Source organism: Paenibacillus sp. NPDC058177 (assembly GCF_042883835.1).
GTDB classification, from domain to species: Bacteria; Bacillota; Bacilli; order Paenibacillales; family Paenibacillaceae; genus Paenibacillus_AQ; species Paenibacillus_AQ agri.
The window spans coordinates 1,780,962-1,805,605 of record NZ_JBHVVB010000001.1; the positions used below are offsets into that span (position 1 = coordinate 1,780,962).

Here is a 24,644-nt window from a genome sequence, read left to right on the forward strand (position 1 = left end):
AGCAGAAATTACAGGGCTTGCAGCATTTGTGCCAGAATAGCATGGGAGCGCTGGGAAGCTTCAATGGTAAACTCTTTATAGTTAACCTCTGCAGAGCCATCAGCACGGTCAGACATGGAGCGGATAACAACAAAAGGTGTATTGTTCATGAAGCACACCTGAGCTACCGCCGCTCCTTCCATTTCGACACAAGCGCCGTCCATTTCTTGTCTCAGCGAAGCTACTACCTCTCTGCTGGCAATAAATTGATCCCCGGACAATACTTTCCCGATCTCGTAGTGGCAGTTCAGCTCACGGCAAGACTTTTCAGCCAACGCAATCAGGGCAGCATCCGCAGGGAATGAGGATACTTCCTGATCCGGAATGATCCCTTTTTGATAACCAAGCGGTGTGACATCCATGTCATGCTGCATACATTCCGAGGAGATCACGATATCTCCAATGTTCAGATCAGGGTGTACTGCACCGGCTACGCCTGTGAACAGGACCTTGGATACCCCGAAGGAATCATGCAGGATTTGTGTGGTGACCGCTGCATTGACTTTGCCGATTCCGGATCTGCACAGCACTACAGATTTGTCGAAAATAGTACCCACGTGGTAGCTGATGCCTGCTTTGACCACTGTTTTACTGTCTTTAATTTCTTTCAGCATCAACTCAATTTCTTCATCCATAGCCCCGATAATTCCGATTACTTCACTCATATGTAGATTCCTCCCGTAGTTAAATAAAATTTATAGTGTATAAAGCATAAAAAGCTCCAAAAGGAGCTTTCCATGCTATGCATATCCAAATCCGTGATTACTTATTCAGGTGATTAACAGACAAGCGGAGAATCGTCTCATGCGGCAAAATAACACGGGCGTTCTCTACAGTCTCTTTCTTCATAAGCTTCGTTAAAAGTCTCATTGCTACCGCACCCAAATCGTACATTGGTTGAGCTACAGTTGTCAGCAGCGGACGGACCATGGAAGCCATCCGAATGTTGTCGACGCTGATGATTGAGAAGTCATCTGGAACTTTCAGACCTTCGTCCTGGATACTATGAATGGCACCGATCGCCATTTCATCCGTTGCGGCAAAAATAGCGGTTGGCTTCTTCTTCAGTCCGAGGAAGTACTTCATGGCCTCGACACCGGATTCGTAGCGATAGTTACCGATACGCACCAGATCTTCCTGATACTCAATGCCAGCTGCTTCCAAGGCTTTCTTGTACCCCTGGAATCGAGCATAGCCGTTCGCCGGGTCCTGCAGAGTGCCACTAATCATAGCAATCTCACGGTGTCCGTGGCGGATCAAGGTGTTCACTGCGTCGAAAGCTGCCGTTTCGTGGTCGATATCCACAGATGGATACGTGCCCTTCTCGTCACGGGTTGCGCAGAGTACAATTGGCACAGCAGAAGTCTGGAATGCTTGAATGTGCTCATCCGTTACCGTACCGCCCATGAAAAGTAGCCCGTCCACTTGTTTCTCAAGCAACGTGTTAATGACACGAATTTCCTTCTCTTTACGCTTGTCCGCATTACAGAGAATGATGTTGTAGTGATACATGTTGGCAATATCTTCAATCCCGCGTGCAATTTCTGCAAATATCGAGTTGGAAATATCAGGAATGACGACACCGACAGTTGTCGTTTTCTTACTGGCAAGTCCTCTTGCCACGGCATTTGGACGATAGCCCAAACGCTCAATCGCTTCAAACACTTTCTTCCGGGTCTGCGGTTTCACGTTGGGGTTATTGTTCACAACCCGTGATACCGTAGCCATAGATACGCCTGCTTCTCGCGCTACATCGTAAATGGTTACCGTCAAATTACTCTCTCCATTGCGATAAATTTTATCGTTCGACTAATTAAAATTATGATACGACACTTTGTACATTTGTGCAATGATAACGCTTCATTTTCCTTTCAAAAATCTTTTCAAAGCGGAAGCATTACCCCGGAACACATACAACCTGCATCCCTATTGGTGCAATCATGTAACCTCTTTATATCGTAACAAAAAGTGCATGAAAAATCCAACTTTCGTGAAATATTTTCATTGATTTTGCAGAAAAATTTCTTGAAAACAAGAAAACATCCACTGAGCATCCTTTTCTTGTAACTTATTTGACAATTTGTGTCGATTGCAGGGTCAATTGTGACAACCGGTCACCCGTTTCCCGCATCCACTCAACATCTTCGGAGTCCCCCGCGAACCTATAAATGTCCAGCAAAAGATCAATCCGGCTCTGAACCGCTTTGCGGATCTCCTCTTCAAGTTCCGGTAAACTCTCGCCACTAAATTTAGAAAATGTCTCTTTCAATACAAAGGCCCACTCACTGCCGTCCGCCAAGGAAACCTTACTTCCCGCAGTCCCCTCTCTACCCAATTGCTGCACAAGTTCGCCCAAAGCGGGCTTAATGGCAGGCAACGGTTCGTAACGCGAACAGCCCTCACAGTTATACACAGGGACATCTGTGATTTTGATCTTTGTGTTGTACACTAGCGTATGCATATGTATAGTCATGTCACCGCCGCAACTGCATGCTTTCTCCAATAAGTCATCTTTCCACATCTGTCACACCTCAAGCATAAATTAAAAAGCACGCAGGTTCCGACTTTTTATTTCTATATTCGACTTCACTCTCCAGAATCCTTCTCATTTGCATATAATGATTTATTTGGCAATTGAACTAGACATCTCCACTCCTCATGTGACTAAAAATTTTAAATTTGATAGAATAAAGAAGAATAGAAGATGGATGCAGGAAGGAGACCCCAATAATGAGACTCGACGGCAAGAAGGTCATTGCGTTAGTGGATGACGAATTTGAGGATTTGGAGCTTTGGTACCCTGTCTACCGGGTGCGGGAGGAAGGCGCGGAGGTTCATCTGGCCGGACTCGAAAAAGACAAGACCTACATCGGCAAATATGGCGTTCCCGCCAAAGCCGAATATTCCTGGGACGAGCTTGATGCCGCCGATTATGACGGCATTCTCGTTCCGGGCGGCTGGGCGCCCGATAAAATCCGCCGCTACAGCAAAGTGCTGAAGCTCGTGCAGGATTTCCATGCAGCGAAGAAACCGATCGGGCAGATTTGCCACGCCGGCTGGGTGCTCATTTCGGCAAAAATTCTGGAGGGTGTGACTGTTACTTCCACTCCAGGAATCCGCGATGATATGGAAAATGCAGGCGCGATCTGGAAAGACGAGCCTGTGGTGACGGACGGACACATTATCTCCGCCCGCCGTCCGCCTGATTTGCCGCCATACGGCAAAGCCTTTTGCGACGCACTGGCTGGGGAATAAGGCCGCACGTCAACCCTTAAAAGAATACATAGCGGGCCCTGCCCTCAAGCTCGTCTTGAGGGCAGGGCCCGCTGTTTTTTTAAGCATCTATCAGCGCAGCGGAATGGTCTGTACGTCCTTAATAGCGTTAGGATAACTGTCCAGCGTAAAGGTCAACGGCTGCGGGAGTTTTTCTTTTCCGATCAAATACAAATTAAGGCCGCTTTTATTCAATTCCTCTTGTTTGGATTTAAACAAATTCGTAAGATCGAAGTTGTGAGGAGACTGATCATATTTATGTACTTCTCCATTGCCATCCTTGAACGACATGTTCATTATTAAATTACCCTCACGACTTAATATGTTACTATCTGTAAAATGGTGCTTCAAAACGATTAATTGCTGCTCAGCGGAATCCTGTACTACTTCAACTGTGAGTGCATTATCTGGCGCCTTCAGAATTTGCTGCTTATCTGTATCAATGATTAGTTCTCTCTTCGAAGGCTCCAAGGCATAGATTCCGTCAACAGTCAGGCGCAGCGGTGCTTTAGGTTTGGTGCTGTCATTATTAAATACACTATATGTCCTTCCCTCTTTCTGGATTTGCTTCGGTAGATAGAACCCTTCCGTATCTCTGTCATCTCCTAACAAAATTCGTGGCTTAAGCATTCCGAAAATGTCTTGTGTATTATTTTTATTATAAGCTGTTTCCAAATAGATGCCGGTACTACCGATATACATCTGCTTGAGATCTATCGTTTGCCCTGCAACCATGAATGATCGATTAAGCGTAATGGTTTGACCAGCCTCTCCCATTGCTTTCTTGTCTAGTCTGATGGGGACGGATAGATTTATGAGCCCCTCCGGTTTTGCAAACAGCGTATCGTTATCTGCGCTCTTGGCGATCGCAAGCTGAACCTCCACCTCTTCTGGCAAATCCTTGGCTTCACCACTCCATGTCAGGCGCGTTATATTCATGATACTGCCTAACCCCAATTTCTCCCGCGTTCCAATCAGAGCAGTACCTTTTATTGCCCCCGTACTGTCTGTTAATGATAGATGATCGACCCGCGTTTTGTGGTCTGTTTTGTTGTCTACCGAATACAGAATAATGATTCCCATTGCATCAGCTATCACGCCGTCAACGGTCAGCACATGTCCCTCCTTCTCCACGGAAGACACACCAACCTGCTTCATTAACCCGGCCTCATAAGCCGACCATACTGTCGTATCTTCAGTCGAAAAGGTAAGATATTTTTCCAATGGATCCGTCTTCGAAAAAGAACTGAGAGCACTCCGCAGCCCCGTACCCTCCCCCATCCATGATCCCGCAGAAGCCAGCAAAAGCAAAGTAATTACTGCAGCAGTTGCTGCTATCCACAGGCGCTTTTCCCATAACTTTCTGGCATGTTGTGACCTCCTGTTTAGGGCAAGATGAACGTTCGCATGAATCCGAGACTCGGGTACCCGTTTTGCTTCCAATGACAACTTGTGAAAATAATCTTCAAGAAGTTTCTCCTCGCTCAGAGTCATATCATGCACCCTCCTTAATTTTCATTTTGCCACGCAAATGTTTTAGTCCTTTGTTCAGCCAAGTTTTGATCGTTCCTTCCGGCCTGTCCAATATTTCGGCAATCTCGGTTACTGTCATGTCCCGGTAATACTTAAGTACAAGCACCTGCCGGTACTTAGGCTTCATCCCATCCAGTGCCTGCTCCATATCCAGCCTAAGATCACTTTTCATTTCCATCATGTCGCTTACCGTTTCTGCCGGCTTTACAGTCAGTACCCGCTTTCTCCGTTTAAGCTCATCATTGCAGCAATTGATGACAATTCGGATAAGCCAAGGGGTGAACCGTGCCGGATCTTTCAGGCTCCTGCGTTTAGTCCATGCCCGACAGGTAGCCTCTTGTAATACTTCAAACGCATCCGCTTCACTTCGCAAATAACTGTATGCGATCCCGTAAAGAAGTCTTTGTTGCCCCAGCACCATTTGCATGAATGCTTCCTCTTCACCCGTATTTGCTGTCTGGACTTTCATAATGCTTTCCATTCCTTCAGCTTTCCTCCCCCCATGCAGAATTTTTGCCAAGCCCTCTGCATTGTGTTCTCCTATATATTGACTGTGTTAGGCCACAAACGGTTTTGCTATTTGGAAAAATAAACCTCTAATCAAGATAAACAGAGATTGTTCCAAAAGCGAACACTCCCTTCAAGCAAGACAGCAAAAAAGCGCAGGACCTGAGGCTCAGAAATTGCGAATAAAACGAGACCTTGTAACGCAGTGTGTATGTCGGCATGTCGCGCAGCATGATGGACTTGATCAGAGCCCGGTTCAGGACCTCACGCTCTAGCTTGGAAGCTTGGCTTTGATTTAACAGGAAAATGTACCGTTAATTCTCCACTTTCAAAGGTTTTGCCCGGACTAAAGGGAAATTCTCCAGTTGTTCTTCCTCTTTATAAGAGAATCGAAGGAGATCCTATAGATTAACGGGAGTTTTTCCAGTTATTTTTGGAAACACTTCTTTTTTCGAATTCATAACGGGAGTATTTCCAGTTGTCTAAGCGCTGCATGGCGTTTACTTTTATTTTACCGGATCTGCACACCTGATGACCGAGTGGCTTTGGCTTTGGTTTGCCTATCCCCTGCTCCAGAAAGTGGTCGTCGAACACAAATAGAACATGGCGGGTTCAGGAACTCTCCTGAACACCGCCATGTTCTATTTTCCGCATTATTTTTAAGCAAATGGGCTTCTCATCAAGGAAAAAAACCTGCTATATGAGAGTCCTTTTAATCAATTCTCTCTTTGCTGCTGATGCTGCAAAGGGGATTCGGAAGCCTCAGGAGGTCTTCTCCTTCGCTTCCGAACTGCCTAATGCAATGCCGCTAACCTTGGCATATGCACTGAGCTTCGCTTCCGTCTCCGAGCTTGTACGCATCCGGAAGCAAGCCTTCGCTACCTCCCGGGCCTCAGCGGCAACGGTGTTCAGCGTGCGGTGCTTCACCTTCAGCAGCGCCTGTGGCGACATGCTGAGATTGTTAATGCCAAGCTCCAGCCACAGCGGCAGCGAACGCTCGTCCGCAGCCATCTCCCCGCATACGCTAACCTCAATCCCGGCATGCTTCGCCGCTTCTACCGTCATACGGATTAAGCGGAGAACTGCGGGATGGTAGGGGTGGTACATATGGGCAATCTGCTCGTTCATACGATCTACGGCCAGTACATACTGCACCAGATCATTCGTGCCGATACTGAAGAAATCTACTTCCTCGGCCAAGATATCCACGATCATGACTGCCGCCGGTACTTCAACCATAATCCCGACCGGAATATTCCGGTCAAACGGCACGCCCCGCTGTTCCAGCTCCTCCATGACTTCGGCCAGCACAGCTTTGGCTGCCTGCACCTCTTCCAGAGAAGAAATCATGGGGAACATCATCTTGACCTTCCCATAGACGCTGGCTCGCAAAATCGCGGTCAACTGGGTCTTGAACATGTCCTTCCGGTCCAAACTGATGCGGATCGCGCGGTACCCCAGGAACGGATTCTGCTCCTCCGGCAGCTGGAAGTAATCCAGATGCTTGTCGCCCCCAATATCAAGGGTGCGGATCACCACCGGATGATTCCCCACCTTCTCCGCTACCAGTTTGTACACCTCGAACTGCTCTTCTTCACTCGGAAAGGAATCGCGGTCCATGTAGAGGAATTCTGTGCGGAATAACCCAACACCCTCCGCGCCGTATTTCAGCGCCAGATTCAGTTCCTTCACCGAGCTGATATTTCCAGCAAGACTCAGGTTCACCCCGTCTCTTGTCACGGCTTCCACCGTCGCCAGCAGTTCTAGCTGCTCCCGCTTTTTATGCTGTTTATCCCGGATAGAAGTGTAATCGATCACCATAGCCTCGTCTGGATGCAGTTGTATCGATCCGTTATCTCCGTCAATGACCAGCATGTCTCCCGTTTGAATGGGGTTTGAAAGTTTGTTCTCGAGCCCCGCAACTAGCGGAATCCCCAAGGCCCGGGCCATGATCGAGGAATGCGACGTCTTGCCGCCCATCATCGTCACAATGCCAAGGACATAGGTAGGATTCAAATGAGCCAGCTGAGATGGAGACAACTCCTTGGCGACGAGAATATACGGCTGGGTGTCGGACGGGAGGGTAACCTCTGGTGCACCCAGTAAATGCTTCAGAAGACGATTGCCGACATCCTTGATGTCCACCGCCCGCTCCTTCATATATTCATCGTCAAGCAGGTCGAACATGGCTACAAAATGGTCAATGGCTTCCTTAACCGCCACTTCCGCTGCCTTGTACTGACGTTCAATAATCCCCCGGATCTCACTCATGAACACCGGATCATCGAGGATGGCCAGGTGGGCGTCGAAGATACTGGATTCTTCCGGTCCGACGACTTCCCTGAACTCTCTCTTGATAAACTCAATTTCATCCTTGGAGGTGCGGATACCTTCGTATAAACGCTCAAATTCTTTAGCGAGATCCACCGGATTGACCTGCGTGTCCGGCAGACTCCATTCCCAATTGGGCAGGACAAAAGCCTTCCCGATGGCAACACCTGCTGCGGCGCCTATGCCTTGTATCATGCTTCAATCCCTCCAACATTACTTTCGTGTAATACAACGGACATTACAGAAGTTTGCCCCTTTTTCACATTTTTGAATGGAGCATAGCTCCAGGATTTAACACGGTCAGGGTTCGTGATTACCATCGGTGTAGCGAGTGAAGCTGCATGCTCCCGCAAATAGCCGAGGTCAAATTTGACCAGCAGCTGACCCGGCTCCACACTGTCTCCCTCTTGCACAACCGCCTCGAACGGACCTTTTAGCTGCGAGGTATCTATACCGATGTGCATAAGCACCTCCAGCCCTTCCGGTGTCGAGATGCCCACGGCATGCATGGTTGGGTATACGTGCATGACCTTCCCGAAGACCGGAGAGACCAGCTCGCCCTTTTCCGGGAAAAAAGCCACCCCGTCGCCAACCAGTTTGGCCGCAAAAATATGATCCGGCACTTCCTCGATTGGCAGCATCCGGCCCTGCATCGGGGCACTGAACAGTACCTGCGGCAGATCGCGCAGCAGCAGCTTATTGATCTCCTCGCGGATCAGCTCTGAGTAGGTACCGAATACCACCTGCACGTTGCCGCCACCAAGCTTGATAATCCCGGCAGACCCAAGGCCTTTGAGCGCCCCGGCATCTACATAACGGTCATTATGGACGGTCAGACGCAACCGGGTGATGCAAGCCTGCACCTGTACGATGTTCTCCTTACCTCCAAGCGCCTCCAGAATGAGAGGAGCCTGATAGGGTATATTACCTGCCCAATCGCCAAGCTCCGAGCCTTCCTCGCGTCCTGGTGTCGGGATCTGAAAGCGGCGGATCGCCCAGCGGAACAAATTATAATACACAATGCCATAGCCGATTCCTATCGGAATCAACAGCCACGCCCGCTGGGATAGGTGCAGGTTAAGGAAGAAATCTATGGCCCCGGCAGAATATGAGAATCCGTGATGAATACCAAGTGAATAAGTCAGCACCATTGCCAGACCAGACATTACGGTATGTACGGCAAACAGATACGGCGAAGCGAACAGAAAAGCAAATTCGATCTGCTCCGACACCCCGGTCAGAAAGCACACCAGTGCGGCACGCAAAAAAGTCTTCTTAATCTTCGGCTTCAAGTCCTCACGAGCTTCTTGAATGATTGCAAATGCAATGGCCGGGAGCGCGAACATCATGATCGGGAATAGTCCCGCCATAAAAATTCCCGCTGTAGGGTCACCTGCGAAGAAACGCGGCAGATCGCCCTGTACAACAGCACTTCCGTCAGGCGTCGTATACGTGCCCATCTGGAACCAGAACACATTGTTCAGGATATGATGTAGCCCAAAGGCTGTCAGCACCCTATATAGTACCCCATACAGGAATACGCCATAGCCGCCGGTCCTTAGAATTCCCTGAAATAGATGATCCAGCCCGCTTTGGAGCAGCGGAGCAATACCGAGCATCACCCAAGCGAACAGGGCCGAGAACAACCCCATGAACAGCAAAACAAAGCGCGACCCGCCAAAAAACTGAATCGCTTCTGGAAGCTTAATATTTTTGAACCGGTTATGTGCTACCCCGGCGACAATCCCGAGCAGAATTCCGATAAGTGTTGCGGGCTGAACATGTCCTTCTCCCATCCCCGATACAATCCGGTCGTAGGTGAACATGCCTGCAAGAGCGGCCAGCCCTGCTGGTCCAGCCTGGTTAGATAGTCCCCAAGCCACGCCTACTGCGAACAGATAGGGCATAAAGTAGAATACCCCTTGCCCAGCATATGTAGCCACTTCGGATACTGAAGAAAGTCCCCATGCAGACCATGGCAGGCTGCCCAGACTCAGCAGAATGGCTGCCGCCGGAAGCACCATGGTAGGAAGCATTATGGCTCTGCCCAATTGCTGCAGTGATCCGAGCCAATTCAAGGTGACCCTCTCCTTTCTTACTATAATAAATGGTACGCGCTGTGGCAGGTTTTGTCAAAAGAATACATCTAGCATTTCCTTGATTGCTCACAGACATCTATTATACTGAATGTCCACCTGTTTGTGCAGCGTTTATTTATCAAAAAACGTCCTTCACCACAATTCGCTTGCGGTAGAAGGACGTTTTCAGGCCTACTCAGATTCCATTGAACTTGATGCAGTGCTTACGCGCGGCTGCGCCCGTGCATCGTGATAGCTTCCTCCACCTTGATACAACGATCCATAATGGCCGTCATACCGCTTGCTGCCGCGATATCGGCCGCTTCCTGGTTGATGATGCCTTGCTGCAGCCAAAGCACACGTGCGCCGATGTCAGCCGCTTCCTGCGCGACCTCTGCACAATACTCACTGCGGCGGAAGACATTGACCATATCTACCGGTTCAGGAATCTCCGCCAGCGTGTGGTAACACTTCTCGCCGAGGATTTCTCCATCTACCGTAGGATTTACCGGGATAATCCGGTATCCTCTGCTCTGCATCGCCCCTGCCACCATATAAGAGGTGCGATCAGTTTTATCCGACAGCCCTACCACTGCAATGTTCCCGGCGGAGGCTAGAATATCTCCGATCTGCTCCCGGGAAGGATTCTCAAAGCCCATGTTCATATCCCCTTTTCTAAGTAAGGTTGATCTCATCCTATGGCGCATCATCAAATCTTGGGAATTACAGCTCCCTATCTAGTTACTTTACCCATTCCACATCAGCACCAAGCGCCTTCAGATGGTCAAAATATTGCGGGTACGACTTGGCCACATGATGCGCATCCTTGATTAGCAGCGGCTGGCGTGCCCGCAAGCCTACAACGGTCAATGCCATGATTACCCGGTGATCGTAGTGAGCGTTGATCGTCACTCCACCTTCAACCCCGTCCGGCTGTCCGTGTACAATAATCTCGTCACGGCGCTCCTCAACCTTTGCTCCAGCGCGGGTCAGCTCTGCCAGATAGTCGGTGATCCGGTCGCATTCCTTGTAACGCAGGTTCTCCACATTGTAGAAACGTGAAGTCCCCTCTGCAAATACCGCAGCAGCTACCATAGCCAGTACAGCATCCGTCGCCGCATCTCCGTCGAATTCCACGGCTTTCAGGATGCCGTTACCTTGTACATGTACAACATCATTCTCATGGGTAAGAGGAACTTCCATCATCCGTAATACATCAACAATGGCTCTTTCTCCCTGCTTGCTCTTCTCCGCAAGACGCTGAATCGTCACATCGGATTTCGTTACTGCGGCAGCAGCAAGAACAGCAGCAGAACCTGGATAGTCTCCTTGCACCGTGTAAGTCTTGGCAGCATATTTCTGACCGCCTGGTACCTTGAACGACATGTAGTCGTCCGCAGCATGTACCACGATTCCCGCCTGTTCCAGAACTTCCAGCGTCTGACCTACAACCACCTTCGATTTCAGGTCATCCAGCACGATAATCTCGCTGTCCTCTTCCAGTAAAGGTGTCAGGAAGAGAAGAGCGCTAAGATATTGGGAGCTGACTGCACCGGAAACGGTGATTTTCCCACCTTTTGGCTTGCCGCCACGGATGGTGATTGGCAGTTTGCCTTCGTTATGCTCTACCTCTACGCCAATCTGGCCAAGAGCAGTAATGAGATCATCGTGCGGACGCTTGCCCAGCGAGTCTGGATACGTGTTCACGAATGTCACTTCAGGGCTAAGCGCAGCGACAGCCATCAGGAAACGCAGCACCGCTCCGGCATTGCCTACATTCAGTTCCTTAACGTTACTCGGGCGTGCACCGAAGCCCTGCACTACAATCTTCTCATCATCTTCTGTCAGCACTGCGCCGAGATCGGCGATACAGCGGCGGATAGCATCGCTGTCCTCACTGTGAGCCGGATGATAGATCGTGCTGACTCCTTCGGAAAGGGCAGCAACCAGCAGGTAACGGGTAGTGTAGTTTTTAGAAGAGAGGGCTCCGATTTCACCTTGCAGGTTTGGCGTGGGTCTGACAATAACGTCCATAGTAATTAGCGCTCCTTTTTTTATAATAAGTTATGTATGGCTCCGTTTGACACGGTATTCCATGCTTGTGTTATCATTAAACCATTCTTCTGACGAAAAGAGGTCACATCCATGAATCCTATACCCCAAATTACAGCACAGGAATTGCGGCAGCGTCTAGCCACAGGCGAAGAGCTTGTCCTTATCGACGTGCGTGAAGATGATGAGGTTGCCTTCGGCATGATTTCCGGCGCACAACATATCCCGATGGGCGAAATTCCGCAGCGGACAGAGGAAATTCCCGCCGATGCCGAAGTCGTTTTCATTTGCCGTTCCGGCGCCCGCAGTCAACGTGTCTGCGAATACCTGCAGCAGCAGTTCGGTTATAACTCCGTTGCCAACCTGAGCGGTGGCATGATTGATTGGAATGAAACCGCGGAAGACTAAAGTCTCACCAATACACTTAAAAGCTCAACCGCGTTGATGCATTAAAATATGCTGAGACACTTCTACAGCAGTTAGACCCGTTGTATCGACCGTGCAATGCGCAAAACGGTAAGCATCCCGGCGCTCTTCCATGATGCGTGCGATCCGTTCCTTCGCGTTGCCGGCGAGCAGCGGACGATCCAGATTTTCACTGACCCGCGCCAGAATCTCTTCCTCATCGGCAGTAAGTGCCACTACCAAGCCGTTAGCCAGCATTAGTTCGGCATTTCCAGCAGCCAGTACAGCGCCTCCGCCTGTGGAAATCACTCGTTTCTCCCCTTGCAGCATACGCTCCAGCGTTTCTGATTCAAGTCTTCTGAAGTAGCCTTCGCCTTCTTCTGCGAATATCTCTGGGATACTCCGGTCTTCGCTCTCGGCAATGACATGGTCGAGGTCGACCAGTTCATAGCCCAGTTCCTCTGCTAAAATAGCTCCAACCGTAGACTTTCCTGTGGCCATCATGCCTACTAGAATAATGTTATTTGAAGTCATTGCGTTCCTCCAAGCCGCGACATTTGTCATATCATAACACAGGGTTAAAAGATTAGACAATCGGCTTTCCTTGGCCTGTCGCCAAGCGGGATATTATGTGGGATAAAATATATAGTTTTAAAAAAAGCCCGGAAGGCTCCCCTTGTTGCAGGGCCTTCCGGGCCGCCCGTTACGGCTATGCCAATTGTCTTACTCAGCAGACAACCAGTTGTGGTGGAACACGCCTTCTTTGTCCACACGTTTGAAGGTGTGAGCGCCGAAGTAATCGCGTTGTGCTTGAAGCAGGTTCGCAGGCAGACGCTCAGTGCGGTAGCTGTCATAGTAAGCCAGCGCGCTGGAGAAACCAGGAACTGGAACGCCAAGAGTAACCGCAGATGCGATAACTTTACGCCAAGCATCCTGGTAAGAGCTCATGATGTCCTTGAAGAACGGATCAAGCAACAGGTTCTTCAGATCCGCATTGTTTTGGTAAGCATCGGTGATGTTCTGAAGGAAACGGGAACGGATGATGCAACCGCCGCGCCAGATTTTAGCCAGCTCGCCGTATTTCAGATCCCAACCGTATTCATCGGAAGCTACGCGCAGTTGAGCAAAACCTTGTGCGTAAGATACGATTTTACTTGCGAACAATGCTTTACGCACGTTCTCGATGAACTCAGCTTTGTCGCCTTGGAATGGAGTGGTCTCAGGACCGCTCAGCACTTTGCTGGCTTCAACACGCTCATCCTTCATAGCAGACAAGAAGCGGGAGAATACCGATTCAGTGATCATGGACAATGGCACGCCGAGATCCAGCGAGCTTTGGCTTGTCCATTTACCAGTACCCTTTTGGCCAGCGGAGTCAAGAATAACATCCACCATTGGCTTACCGGTTTCTGCGTCATATTGTGCGAAGATGTCGGTAGTGATCTCGATCAGGTAGCTGTCCAGCTCGCCGCTGTTCCAGTCCTTGAAGATGCTGTGCAGTTCTTTTGCATCCAGACCAAGTACATCTTTAAGCAGTTGGTATGCTTCACAGATCAGCTGCATGTCGCCGTACTCGATACCGTTGTGCACCATTTTCACATAGTGACCAGCACCGTCCGGTCCGATATATGTAGAGCAAGCCTCTCCGTCCACTTTGGCGGAAATAGCTGTCAAGATTGGTTCTACGAGCTTATAAGCGCTCTCTTGTCCGCCTGGCATAATGGAAGGTCCTTTAAGTGCGCCTTCTTCGCCACCGGATACCCCTGCGCCGATGAAGCGGAAACCTTTTTCTTCCAAATCTTTGCTGCGACGAACAGTATCAGGGAAGTAAGCATTACCTCCGTCGATGATGATATCGCCTTGGTCAAGATGTGGCAGCAAGGACTCAATTGTCGCGTCAGTTGCTTTACCAGCTTGTACCATGATCAAAATTTTGCGCGGCGTTTCTAAGGAAGCTACAAACTCCTCAACGGAGAAGGCACCTGTCAAATTCTTGCCTTCTGCCTCTTTCAGAAGCTCATGAGTCTTCTCAGGCGAACGGTTGAATACCGATACGGAAAAGCCTTTGCTCTCGATGTTTAGAGCCAAGTTCTTACCCATTACCGCCAAGCCAATAACGCCGATTTGTTGTTTTGCCATCTGGTCCTCCACCCTTTGCACCCTATATTTTTGTGAAATCCATTTTCTCGCAGAATCGAGAAGAAACGGCATTGTCTCCCATTGTAGGTACTGCCTGTCCGTTCCTGTCGAAATATAGACAAGCTTGACTTGCCTATATGTAAGAATACCACCCTTTGCCAGAGACTGCAAAGCACATGGCGAAATAGAAAAGCGTTTTATTCTCTTGCTCTCGGCAGGAATAGATTCACAATGACTATTTTAACGTTTTTACGCACAGAAGTGAACCCCCTGAACGTATAAATTCAGCACAAACAGAAGACACCCCAACCACAGGGTGCCTCAGGGTCTGCTCTTGCTGTCCGCATTCACCATTCCAGCATGTTCAATTCCTTGGTCAGTAAGGCAAGCTTTTCTTTGCACTGAGCAGCCTGTTCGGCATTCCCGGTAGCCAGCGCCTCATTCAGCAGGTCCAGCTGCTCGTCAACCTCAATCCGGCAAGAACGAATTCGTTCCTCCCCTTCCACCGAGTAGAACAGCTTTGTCAGCTCCTGATCGGTCAACAGTGGCCCCTTCTGGAATAGCACACGCTGCTGATAGCCGGAGATTTCTACAAGCCGTATCACTTCACCGAATAAAATATTCTCAATTATAATCTGCCGGTCGCGGAACCGCTTGACGATGGCGTGGCCCCTCTTGTCACCGATCAGCTTCTCCATCCACTCGGACAGGCGGGCATCGCGGATCATATAGTCTCCGACCAGCTTGTAGCCCTCCTTAATCCGCTGAAAGCGCAGCTTCACCAGCTTGCGTCCCGTACGTACGGATATAACAAAGACGTTCTCGTTCTCACTCCAATACAGGGAATAGCCTTCTTGAATCAAATCCTTAATCAGGTCCTGGATATGCTCTCTCTCAAACCTCAGCTCCAGATTGCAATATTCCACCTCGTCATTCTTGTTCATGGCACTCCCCCCTAACTGCTTTGCTCCGGCAAAGCCAGCTTCACAAGCCTAAGCTACGTTGATGCGGAAGCAACAATGACCGCAGAACCTCCACTGGCGACAAAATGCGTTTTGCGTTACTCTTACTCTTATTTTATACTTCAGTTTATGTAGCGGTAACTTGGTTTATTGACTATTTTTACCCGCAACGGTCCTGCTCCAAACGTTTTTCCGTACAATTTAGAAGTCCATTCAACTTCTTCCCCTTTAATTTGTATAAAAAGCCGCCTGTTATACGGAATTTATCCGTGCAACAAGCGGCTTATTTATGTTCTATAACTTGCTTGATCCAGCAGCTTGTTAGAGTGCCTGAACCTTTCTGCCCGTTCTACGGACGATAAGCAGATGTAAGCCGAACAACAGAAGCATCACAAAAGCGCTGACCAGGAAAGGCACCCCGTGGCCTACCGAATCCCAAAGCTTGCCCGATAGCACCGGCCCTGCGACCATTCCGGAACCCTGGAGAGTCAAGAACAACCCCCATACCGTCCCGCGTTCCCCCTTAGGCACCTGCTTGGCCAGAAAAGCGTTCCAGGCGGGGAGGATCAGCGCATAGCTGATACCGACCAGAGCCACGGCGCCGAACACAAAGGGCAGCCATCGCACCATCGAGAACAGCGTCATAGAGAACGCAGCCAGCAAGAAGCCGATGTTGAGAAACAACGTAGTACCGATACGGTCCACAAGGCGTCCTGCCGGAATAAGCGTCAGTACCGTGATCCCGCCTCCGGCAATAAGCAGAAGACTGAACTGATTTGGCGAGACATGTAGCTCTGTGCGTGCGAACAGTGTGACTACCGGTGTCATCAGTCCGATGGCGAACGCCTGCAGAAAGAGCGCCGGGTAGAGCAGCCTGCTCACCTTGAGCGTAGTTTTGAGCTGCGTGAGCGTTCGTTTCAGGCTCTGTAGCGGGTTGACCTTTTTGGATGATGATCCTGCGCCATCCACCGCATTAGCAACCTTGAGAGGTGCCGGATGATCCGGATCGATCCGCTTAGGCAGCAGCAGAGCCACTACAACGACAGCCACTGCACAGGCCAGCAGGACAAAAAAGGTTGTTCGATAGCTGTATCCGCCATGATCCATGAGAAAGTTCACTGTAATGGGTCCGATCCCGGTCCCCGCCAGGGAGGCCATCTCCACTGCGCCCATAGCTGCGCCACTGCTGCCGCTTTGCGTAGAGCCGGCCAGCTCCGTTACGCCAGTCATGACGCAGGGCCAGAGCGGGGAAGTCCCGATCCCCAGAATGAGGCAGGCCAGCGACAGCAACGCCGCATTTTTAGCAACGATAATCAAAGTTAAAGCAAGCAGAATCAAGAGCAGTGCGCCGGTCATCGTCCAGCGGTACCCGATCCGCTCCATCACCCAGCCTGAAGGACTGCGGAACAAGTTATCACCCAAATACTGCAGCGCGAAGGAAAATCCGACGACAGTAACCGACAATCCAAGAATATGCTCCATATAGACAGGGAGCAAGGCAACTAACAGAGATCCTTTTACAAACTCCACTAAAAAGATGATAACCCACATTTTCACGATAAACGGCGAAGTCAAATTAATATGCATCCGCTGTGCTTTGCCGGACATTCTATCACATCCTAGTATTATGGTCATTGATTTGTTATACTGATGTCTGCTTGAAAAATTACTCTTCACGAAAGGTTGTGACAGCATTAAATGAATCAACACCGTACTCCCCTCTTCAGCGCTCTAAAAAAGCATGCCGCCGGCAATCCCGTTCAATTCCATATTCCGGGGCATAAGAAGGGGCAAGGAACCGATGCCGAATTCCGTGAGTTTATCGGCGATAATGCTCTATCCATAGACCTGATCAATATCGCGCCGCTTGATGATCTTCATCAGCCCAAAGGCGTGATAGAGGAAGCTCAGAAGCTGGCTGCAAAAGCTTTCGGCGCTGATTACACGTATTTCAGTGTACAAGGCACGAGCAGCGCTATCATGACGATGATCCTCTCTGTTTGCTCGCCCGGTGATAAAATCATTGTACCGCGTAACATTCATAAGTCTGTTATGTCGGCCATTATTTTTTCCGGAGCCAAGCCTGTGTTCGTCTCTCCTGTTCAGGATGAGAATCTAGGGATAGATCACGGCATAACCACCAGCGCCCTGGAGCGGGCCTTGAAGCGTCACTCGGACGCCAAAGCCGTTCTGGTCATCAATCCGACGTATTTCGGCGTATGTGCCGACCTGCGTTCCATTGTGAATCTGGCCCACAGTCATGGTATCCCCGTACTTGTGGACGAGGCGCATGGAGTACTGATTCATTTTCATGAAGATCTGCCGACATCGGCCATGCAGGCCGGCGCGGATATGGCAGCTACCAGTGTACATAAGCTGGGCGGCTCCATGACCCAAAGCTCGGTATTGAATCTCAATGCGAAGACTGGCCTCATCAACCCGCAGCGGGTACAGACCATTCTCAGCATGCTGACTACGACGTCAACTTCCTACATTTTACTTGCTTCACTGGACACATCCAGACGCAATCTCGCCCTAAACGGTCATGAGATTGCTGCGGAAGCGATTCGCCTGTCCAACTATGCCCGCGATGCTGTCAACAGCATTGAAGGCCTTTACAGCTTTGGCAAAGAAATTCTCGGGACAGAAGCTACCTTTGACCATGACCCAACCAAATTGAACATTCATGTCCGCCATCTCGGTATTACCGGCTACGAAGCGGAGAACTGGCTGCGTGACAAGTACAACATCGAAGTCGAGCTTAGCGACATGTATAATATTCTTTGCCTTATTACCCCTGGTGATACCCAAGAATCAGTGGACAAGTTAATTGCTGCCTTGCGGGTATTGTCTGCCATTCATTACAGCAAGGGAGAAATATACGAGCTCAAGGTTCAGGTGCCTGAGATTCCGCAGCTTGCCCTGATCCCAAGAGATGCGTTCTACGCAGATACTCAGCTCGTTCCGTTCCGGGAATCAGCCGGTTATATTATCGCGGAATTCATCTATGTATACCCGCCGGGTATTCCGATTCTCCTCCCTGGTGAAGTTATTACCCAAGATAATATCGATTATATCATCGACCATGTAGAAATCGGGTTGCCGGTAAAAGGACCTGAGGACCGCACCATCACCAATGTGAAGGTAGTTGTAGAGGCCGAGCCGATCTCCTGATCGGCTTTCTCTTCACACCTGTCGCCAACCATACAAAAACCCGATACTGCAAAGTATCGGGTTTTTGCTTATGAAGTCAACTGCCAGGAAAATCCTGGACCAGTCCTTTTCTATCACCGAAAATCTATTCTTGCTGGGCGAGCAGCTCGTTGTATGCTTCTTCAACAGCTTTCCATTCAGCTTCATCTTCGATATTGTAAAGCACCATTTCTTCATTCTCTTCTTCTAGACGCAGAATAATACCATCCGCCTCAGGGTTTTCGCGTTCCAACAGCAGCGCGTACAACTTCTCGCCTACGTCAAACGTTTCTACCAGTACCATCTCTACATCTTCGCCCTGCTCGTTCGTCAAGGTCAGCACAAACTCCTCGTGCTCATGGTCGTGATCATGTCCGCAACCGCATGCTTCCCCATGTTCATGGCCATGCTCATGTTTGTGATCGCTCATTGAAATACCTCACTTTGAATTGTATTAGCCTACAAATCGTATCGTAACACGTATAACAACTTCAGGTCAATTTTGGGAGTGGTCAAACCTTACTAATTTAGCGCAGTTATGACTTTCTCCGACACAAGAACATAGTCTCCATTCTTGGTTGGTCTGATATAGAAGCCTACCCGGTATTTTCCTGCTTCCTTGAAATCATACGTAATCTCGGAGCTGGAGAACCAGAAATCCTCTTTCTTCGTTCCTTCCATGTTGCGCGAGTCGATATCTTTGCTGTTTCCCGAAGGATCCGTGATTGTCACCTTGACCGAAGAAATCTCGTCTGTCAGACTATCTACCTGCGAGAGTACCTTAAACTTTAGCTTGCCCAAATTCACATTGCCGAACACTGTGTCTCCCTTGAAGAGGACAATATGCACATTCGGTTTGAGAATGGTTACTTTACCGGAGCCATCCCAGATTACAACTCCGCCTGCCTCCCGTGCAGGAATGTACGTCTTCCCGTCAATCAGATATCCGCCGTCCGTAATTTCTTTTCCGTTGCTCCAGACCTTAATCTTCTGGCTCACCGAATCAGCGAATAGTAACGAGCCGCCCATCAGGGAAAAGACGAGCACACATAAAGCTATTTTTTTCCATCTCATCGCTAGAAACCCCCAAGTAATTCATACTGTTAATGTATACTAGCTTCTCTCCTGCAAGTTGCGCTTGTGTCAGGAAAAAGTTTCATTCCTGTCCCTCATCTTGATAACATCACGCAAACAAACCCATGATATAGTATGTCTATCCCCTACTATTGGAGGTTCTTCCGATGAGTATAAGCCTGCAGATGCTTGGTACCGGCAACGCCTTAGCCAAAAATTATTTCAACAACAACGGGCTTCTCCTGGACAAGAATTATACCTTAATGATTGACTGCGGCGTTACGGCCCCGCTGGCAATGCACGAGCTGAACAGATCCTTCCGGGATGTCAACGCCACCCTGATTACCCATATCCACGCCGACCATGTCGGAGGACTGGAAGAACAGGCCCTTACACTTAAGCATAAATATAATCGCAAGATGACCCTGCTTTTACCGGAAGCTCTGGTGGAGCCCTTGTGGGACCATACGCTGATGGGCGGTATGTATCAGCAAGGTGTTGTGTCCTCATTGGAGGATATCTTCGAGGTTAGACCGCTATCTCCCAGTGTCCCCCACCGTCTGTCCGAAGATCTTGTGCTGGAGTTGCTACAAACCCCACATGTACCGGGCAAAGACAGCTATTCCCTGATTGTGAATGGCGATATTTTCTATAGTGCAGATATCATATTTCAACCCGATCTGCTGATCGATCTGGTGCGGGAACAGGGCATCCGCCGGATTCTGCACGACTGTCAGCTCACCGGAACTGGACATGTTCATACAACGCTGGAAGAATTACTATCTTTACCGGAAGATGTCCGGAAGTTGATCTACCTTATGCACTATGGCGATGAAAAGCCGGATTATGTAGGACATACCGGAGAGATGGAGTTTCTGGAGCAGCATGTGATGTACACCCTATAAGTCATAGTCCTATGTATATAAAAAGGCCGAACAGTAACGTCTTTCGAGAAGACGCCTGTCCGGCCATCGATATCACCGCTAAAATAACGGAAGCTGATCCAGATTGTTGGTCGGGTCACCGTCCGCATCTCCGCGGATATGCAGTGCACCATCCTTGCCTTTGAACACATTGACTCCGGCAATTTTGCCAGCCTGTACTTCCTGCAGGGCCTGCTCGTAATCAAGCACCCGCCCGGAAGAGGTCTGAAAGCTCGTCAGATCCCCATCCCCATTCTTCTGGGTCGCTATAAAACGTTCGCGTTCATCGCTGATCGTCACGCAAGATCAACTCCTTGGACATGGATTTGCCATCATCAGGCAACCTTTAGCATGTCCGCAGCATCATTGAAATATGCGCTTGACTAAGCTGAGACTAGAGCGTTTTTTGCATCCGCACATGCAGAATCCCTGCATCATAGAACGGCTCTGTCGAGATCACTTCATATCCCAGCTTGCGATAGAAATTCTCCGCCTGGCATTGTCCGTCCAGAATGGAGTATTCTAGTCCCAGCTCACGCGCAAGCTCTTCCAGCGCCAGGAGAAGCACCCGTCCATACCCCTTGGAGCGGTAATCTTTCATCACAGCGATCCGCTGCATTTTGGCCGTAGCTGCTTTATAATAGATCAATCGGCCTGTCGCCACCGGAATCCCGTCATCTATCAATAGGATATGGTGCACATCCGGACTGATCACATCATACTCATCGATCTCTTCTTCCTCCGGTACCTTCTGTTCTTCCACGAACACTTTCTTGCGAATATCAAACCCCTGCCGGAGCTGTTCCTCATTCGTTACACGTACGATTTCTGCCGCCATGACCTTAAAACTCCTCTCTATGTAAAAGACAATAGTCGGTCTATTATACAGAATATTCGTTTTTCTGTATAGTTAAGGCCTAGCTGGCAGCATTGGCAGCGATATAGGTTAATCGCCCGAATAAACCTCCTGCGGGATCGAGCGGTCGTAGACATCTATCAGCACCGGCGAAGGTTCCGGGGAGTGCTCCAGCTCTCCATCCAGAGTAGATAGCTTGTTGACCTCTTGGTATCTCGAAGCCGGCGCATCCGTACTGCACCCGGTTAATCCGATTAGCGCAGCAGCGCATAGACCCAAGCACCATGCTGACAATCCCCTACGTCGATAAGGTTGTATATTCATTGGTATTCTCCTTTCGCCCTTTCTGTAGCTCTTTCTCTACAGTTTTGACGATTCAGAGGTTTTTATAACAAGGCTCTATGAAGGGACATTAAAAATCAAGCAGAAGATCATATAAGACGCTCTTAAGATTCTCACTCAAGGGTTGGTCGTCACTCCTACACTACTGTGCATGTTTAGACTTCCGGTTGCTGTTGTACCTAATCTCCTGCACCCATCTTCTTAACAGTGAAAATGGTCCACTTTCCCAACTAAGAGCATTTTCGTACCTTATATTTCTTCAATAATAGATAAAAAGGATAATAAGGACATTATTGTATCTTATTTTCTAAAAATCGCGCCAAAAGGGGGGTTACTGCGAATTTAACATACAATATTGCACTTAATTCCCATTAATCCTTAGCTGCAGAGTATTTAAGGTACAAAAATGCCGTTAATTGCACATCGGGAATCCTTATTACTGCCCGCCCGTTCTATATAATTGCTTAGGGTGTCCAAGTATAAGATATCAGTAGAACGCGCTATAATTTCTCGATAGGGAAAAACAAAGACAAATCAACGTTATGATCCAGTCTAAAACAAAACCCCACTCTCCGCTTGGAATCGGAAAATGGGGTTCAGCTCATATTGCAATTCTTATGTATATAAGTATATCTGCAGTTGGATTTCGTCTATCCTTCTGACCATGTAATCGTGATTTCAGTGTATCCTGCTTTGGATGCAGATAATCCCCCGATGATAGATACCGGGCTTTTCCCGCCCAGCTTACCGGTAATCACCATCGAACTTTTGTCTATAACCTTCGAGGCTTGAGTGATGTTCTTTCCATCGACATAATCGGTATACTTTTTCCCCATAGTCTCAATGCTGTCCTTCGTCAAATAAACCAGTACAACCTTTTTCTTCCCGTCCACCACACTGTCGGTCAAATCCGTAATGATGGCATCCCCGACTACCGGAAAATCTGCAGGTAAATTCTTCGATTTTTTGACGCTACTTGTTGGGGAACCGCCTGTACTCCCCGGGTCACTGCCGATGATCACCTTGTTGGCTACTGCATCATAAGACACGGGAACCCCAAGCGCTCCGGCAATAGCACGCGTTGGCAGATAGGTCAAACCGTCATACGTAATTGGCGTGAGCTTCTTGCCGCTGCCATCTACTGGTGCATACACAGTCCCATTGACCTGAATGGCGATGCCATAATTAAGAAAGGCTTTAATCTGCTGCAGGTTGCTGCCAGCATATACGCCTGCCGAACCTGTAGCGAGCATGCCAACAACTGCGGAAGCAATACCCCATGTCTTTTTCAACAAAAATCATCTCCAGACGTTAATCATTGTCGAATATAATCTATTAACCACTCTGGAGTTTTTCAAACCTTTGGACTTCCCTTACTGCTCCATTAAATATTCACATTCCCCACCAGATGCACCATATACATCATGCCGCCCAGGAAGCCCGCTAGCGCAAAATAAGCTATTCCGTACTTCCAACGAGTTGGGGCAGGAACATCATAATATTTGTCATTCTCAAAAGGAGTACACTCAATCTCACAGCTCATCTTCAGATGCAGTCCATTCTCCAGTTCGATTCGCTCCAGCTGAGTGACCTTCACTTTCTCCAGGATGACCTGCTGCGGCAGCATAGCTGTACCATAATAATCCAGACTATCCCACTTCACCCCGATGTATTGCTGGTGGTTCAAATCGCTATACGTTGTAAAAGGCAGTTCCCGCTTGTGCTCTGGTCCCGGGATCATATACCCTTCCTGGATAAGACGCTCCACAGGAATCATGAAGCTACGCGTTACGAACTGTCTCTTGCTCTGCTTGCGCCGTTTAACGTATTTGGTATACAAATCGTAGGCGAACAAACCCCAGATAATCAAAAACAAAATGGATTTCAGATAAATAATGACCGCTAATCCACCCACAAGTCCAACCAGCCATAACCAGCGTGTAACCGCCGTGACAATTCGCCCGCCATCCAGCGGATGAATCGGCAGCAAATTAATCAGATTCAGCAAAAATCCCACGTAAGCCAAGGAGTACAGCAAAGGGCTGTCCAAGTAATACGCGGCCCCAAACACGGCTGTCGCCCCGATGCTACCCAGTATAGGACCACCGAAAGCAATGTACGCTTCACTTTTGGCATCCAGCGGCTGCCGTTTCAACGCGATCAGAGCACCCATAAACGGAATAAATAGCGGTGCACTGACAGGGAGCCCCATTCGCTTGGCCGCGAATACGTGACCCAGCTCATGGACGAGCAATAGCAGGACGATGCCAATCGCGAAGCCCCATGGATAAATGAATGCATACGCCCAAATGGACACCATCATCGAAATTAACGGACCTGCGATCTTGCTTATTTTCAACAGCGACAGAATCGCCTTTCCCTTCAACAGGAGCATTGCTGCCCCACCGCCCAGCCATTTCAGCGGAGTGGAAGTTTTTTTATTCGGCACATTTTGCGGCAACAGTCTCGAGCTCCTTCATTGTTTTGTTATTAGATTTACGTATTTTACCATACCTATTAGAAAAATTCCTTCTATATAAGGGGGGGGATATTCGTACCGGGTAATACGGGGAAAATGGTGAAAGAGTTTCATCACATCCTAAACGCGCGAATTTTTACAATCAGTTAAGTTGTTATAAGAACTAAATGATTGTTCAATTTCCATTTTAATACTATAATTATAAAAAAACCTAAAGGAGAATGTCCTATGAAATGGGTTAGTTTAATCATCACCGTATTATCTGTTCTTGCGCTGGGCGGTATCTACGGCTTCTCCCTCTTCATAGTCATCATGGGGGTTATCGGCGGACTCATCGCCTCCTTCACCATCGCAGGATATCTGAAGAGTGTTAACAGTGATTTCCCTAGTGATCGGTATGAGGATGAAGTAAAATACTGAACTAATTTTAATAGTTCGAAAATACAAGAAGGCTGACCC

Annotated in this window: 25 protein-coding genes; 5 read left to right on the plus strand and 20 right to left on the minus strand. The window is 48.9% G+C overall.

From position 1 onward, the window contains the following. Positions 1-8: 8 nt before the first annotated feature. The 3 genes from ACFVU8_RS08450 to ACFVU8_RS08460 form a co-directional block, all read right to left on the minus strand. Positions 9-704, minus strand: coding sequence for a 5'-methylthioadenosine/adenosylhomocysteine nucleosidase (locus ACFVU8_RS08450; RefSeq protein ID WP_387426766.1), 696 nt, complete (start codon positions 702-704; stop codon positions 9-11). 97 nt (positions 705-801) lie between these two features. Continuing rightward, positions 802-1,812, minus strand: coding sequence for a catabolite control protein A (gene ccpA, locus ACFVU8_RS08455; protein WP_066370851.1), 1,011 nt, complete (start codon positions 1,810-1,812; stop codon positions 802-804). 295 nt (positions 1,813-2,107) lie between these two features. Continuing rightward, entirely contained in the window at positions 2,108-2,560 is a 453-nt protein-coding gene (locus ACFVU8_RS08460; RefSeq protein ID WP_387426767.1) for a hypothetical protein, read from the minus strand. Between the two features lie 209 nt (positions 2,561-2,769). Between ACFVU8_RS08460 and ACFVU8_RS08465 the strand changes: the two genes are divergently transcribed. Next, entirely contained in the window at positions 2,770-3,294 is a 525-nt protein-coding gene (locus tag ACFVU8_RS08465) for a type 1 glutamine amidotransferase domain-containing protein (protein WP_066370856.1), read from the plus strand. A gap of 90 nt (positions 3,295-3,384) precedes the next feature. Here ACFVU8_RS08465 and ACFVU8_RS08470 read toward each other — a convergent pair whose 3' ends face one another. The 6 genes from ACFVU8_RS08470 to aroA all read right to left on the minus strand — a co-directional run bounded on the left by ACFVU8_RS08470 (position 3,385) and on the right by aroA (position 11,795). Continuing rightward, positions 3,385-4,806 carry a DUF4179 domain-containing protein gene (locus ACFVU8_RS08470; RefSeq protein WP_387426769.1) on the minus strand — a complete coding sequence of 474 codons (1,422 nt, stop codon included), beginning with the start codon at positions 4,804-4,806 and terminating at the stop codon, positions 3,385-3,387. 1 nt (position 4,807) lies between these two features. Next, positions 4,808-5,326 carry an RNA polymerase sigma factor gene (locus ACFVU8_RS08475; RefSeq protein ID WP_387426770.1) on the minus strand — a complete coding sequence of 173 codons (519 nt, stop codon included), beginning with the start codon at positions 5,324-5,326 and terminating at the stop codon, positions 4,808-4,810. 788 nt (positions 5,327-6,114) lie between these two features. Further along, positions 6,115-7,878: a phosphoenolpyruvate--protein phosphotransferase gene (ptsP, locus tag ACFVU8_RS08480; RefSeq protein WP_379466247.1), complete on the minus strand. Its 1,764-nt coding sequence runs from the start codon at positions 7,876-7,878 to the stop codon at positions 6,115-6,117. After that, positions 7,875-9,761, minus strand: a complete 1,887-nt coding sequence (locus ACFVU8_RS08485) for a glucose PTS transporter subunit IIA (RefSeq protein ID WP_175374525.1) — start codon at positions 9,759-9,761, stop codon at positions 7,875-7,877. Before ACFVU8_RS08485 ends, ptsP begins: the two co-directional genes overlap by 4 nt. A gap of 224 nt (positions 9,762-9,985) precedes the next feature. Then, positions 9,986-10,420 (minus strand): CoA-binding protein, encoded by a 435-nt coding sequence (locus ACFVU8_RS08490; RefSeq protein WP_387426771.1) that lies wholly within the window; start codon positions 10,418-10,420, stop codon positions 9,986-9,988. A gap of 82 nt (positions 10,421-10,502) precedes the next feature. After that, positions 10,503-11,795, minus strand: a complete 1,293-nt coding sequence (gene aroA / locus ACFVU8_RS08495) for a 3-phosphoshikimate 1-carboxyvinyltransferase (RefSeq protein ID WP_379466249.1) — start codon at positions 11,793-11,795, stop codon at positions 10,503-10,505. Positions 11,796-11,906: 111 nt separating this feature from the next. On the opposite strand from aroA, the gene ACFVU8_RS08500 reads away from it, so the two are divergent. Continuing rightward, positions 11,907-12,221, plus strand: a complete 315-nt coding sequence (locus tag ACFVU8_RS08500; RefSeq protein WP_175374522.1) for a rhodanese-like domain-containing protein — start codon at positions 11,907-11,909, stop codon at positions 12,219-12,221. A 24-nt stretch (positions 12,222-12,245) separates the two neighbouring features. On the opposite strand, the gene ACFVU8_RS08505 is transcribed toward ACFVU8_RS08500, so the two are convergent. The 4 genes from ACFVU8_RS08505 to ACFVU8_RS08520 form a co-directional block, all read right to left on the minus strand. Continuing rightward, complete coding sequence (locus ACFVU8_RS08505; RefSeq protein ID WP_175374521.1) at positions 12,246-12,752, minus strand: shikimate kinase; 507 nt, start codon at positions 12,750-12,752, stop codon at positions 12,246-12,248. Between the two features lie 189 nt (positions 12,753-12,941). Continuing rightward, a complete protein-coding gene (gene gndA / locus ACFVU8_RS08510; protein WP_175374520.1) occupies positions 12,942-14,357 on the minus strand; it encodes an NADP-dependent phosphogluconate dehydrogenase in 1,416 nt (471 codons plus the stop codon). Positions 14,358-14,704: 347 nt separating this feature from the next. Continuing rightward, entirely contained in the window at positions 14,705-15,301 is a 597-nt protein-coding gene (locus tag ACFVU8_RS08515) for a hypothetical protein (RefSeq protein WP_379466250.1), read from the minus strand. Positions 15,302-15,640: 339 nt separating this feature from the next. Further along, on the minus strand, positions 15,641-16,927 hold the full coding sequence (locus tag ACFVU8_RS08520) for an MFS transporter (RefSeq protein ID WP_379466251.1): 1,287 nt from the start codon (positions 16,925-16,927) through the stop codon (positions 15,641-15,643). A gap of 90 nt (positions 16,928-17,017) precedes the next feature. Between ACFVU8_RS08520 and ACFVU8_RS08525 the strand changes: the two genes are divergently transcribed. Then, complete coding sequence (locus ACFVU8_RS08525; RefSeq protein ID WP_175374517.1) at positions 17,018-18,493, plus strand: aminotransferase class I/II-fold pyridoxal phosphate-dependent enzyme; 1,476 nt, start codon at positions 17,018-17,020, stop codon at positions 18,491-18,493. Positions 18,494-18,617: 124 nt separating this feature from the next. Here ACFVU8_RS08525 and ACFVU8_RS08530 read toward each other — a convergent pair whose 3' ends face one another. Then, complete coding sequence (locus ACFVU8_RS08530) at positions 18,618-18,941, minus strand: DUF1292 domain-containing protein (protein WP_175374516.1); 324 nt, start codon at positions 18,939-18,941, stop codon at positions 18,618-18,620. A 92-nt stretch (positions 18,942-19,033) separates the two neighbouring features. Next, positions 19,034-19,585 (minus strand): copper amine oxidase, encoded by a 552-nt coding sequence (locus tag ACFVU8_RS08535; RefSeq protein ID WP_175374515.1) that lies wholly within the window; start codon positions 19,583-19,585, stop codon positions 19,034-19,036. A 167-nt stretch (positions 19,586-19,752) separates the two neighbouring features. Between ACFVU8_RS08535 and ACFVU8_RS08540 the strand changes: the two genes are divergently transcribed. Then, positions 19,753-20,490: an MBL fold metallo-hydrolase gene (locus ACFVU8_RS08540; RefSeq protein ID WP_387426772.1), complete on the plus strand. Its 738-nt coding sequence runs from the start codon at positions 19,753-19,755 to the stop codon at positions 20,488-20,490. A gap of 78 nt (positions 20,491-20,568) precedes the next feature. On the opposite strand, the gene ACFVU8_RS08545 is transcribed toward ACFVU8_RS08540, so the two are convergent. The 5 genes from ACFVU8_RS08545 to ACFVU8_RS08565 form a co-directional block, all read right to left on the minus strand. Continuing rightward, positions 20,569-20,802, minus strand: coding sequence for a DUF3892 domain-containing protein (locus tag ACFVU8_RS08545; RefSeq protein ID WP_175374823.1), 234 nt, complete (start codon positions 20,800-20,802; stop codon positions 20,569-20,571). A 100-nt stretch (positions 20,803-20,902) separates the two neighbouring features. Continuing rightward, a complete protein-coding gene (locus ACFVU8_RS08550) occupies positions 20,903-21,346 on the minus strand; it encodes a GNAT family N-acetyltransferase (protein WP_175374513.1) in 444 nt (147 codons plus the stop codon). Positions 21,347-21,454: 108 nt separating this feature from the next. Further along, positions 21,455-21,688, minus strand: a complete 234-nt coding sequence (locus ACFVU8_RS08555; protein ID WP_379466254.1) for a hypothetical protein — start codon at positions 21,686-21,688, stop codon at positions 21,455-21,457. A gap of 668 nt (positions 21,689-22,356) precedes the next feature. After that, entirely contained in the window at positions 22,357-22,998 is a 642-nt protein-coding gene (locus ACFVU8_RS08560) for a stalk domain-containing protein (RefSeq protein ID WP_387426774.1), read from the minus strand. Between the two features lie 92 nt (positions 22,999-23,090). Further along, positions 23,091-24,167, minus strand: a complete 1,077-nt coding sequence (locus tag ACFVU8_RS08565) for a site-2 protease family protein (protein ID WP_387426775.1) — start codon at positions 24,165-24,167, stop codon at positions 23,091-23,093. Positions 24,168-24,413: 246 nt separating this feature from the next. Between ACFVU8_RS08565 and ACFVU8_RS08570 the strand changes: the two genes are divergently transcribed. Continuing rightward, positions 24,414-24,605, plus strand: a complete 192-nt coding sequence (locus ACFVU8_RS08570) for a hypothetical protein (protein WP_387426777.1) — start codon at positions 24,414-24,416, stop codon at positions 24,603-24,605. Positions 24,606-24,644 lie beyond the last annotated feature (39 nt).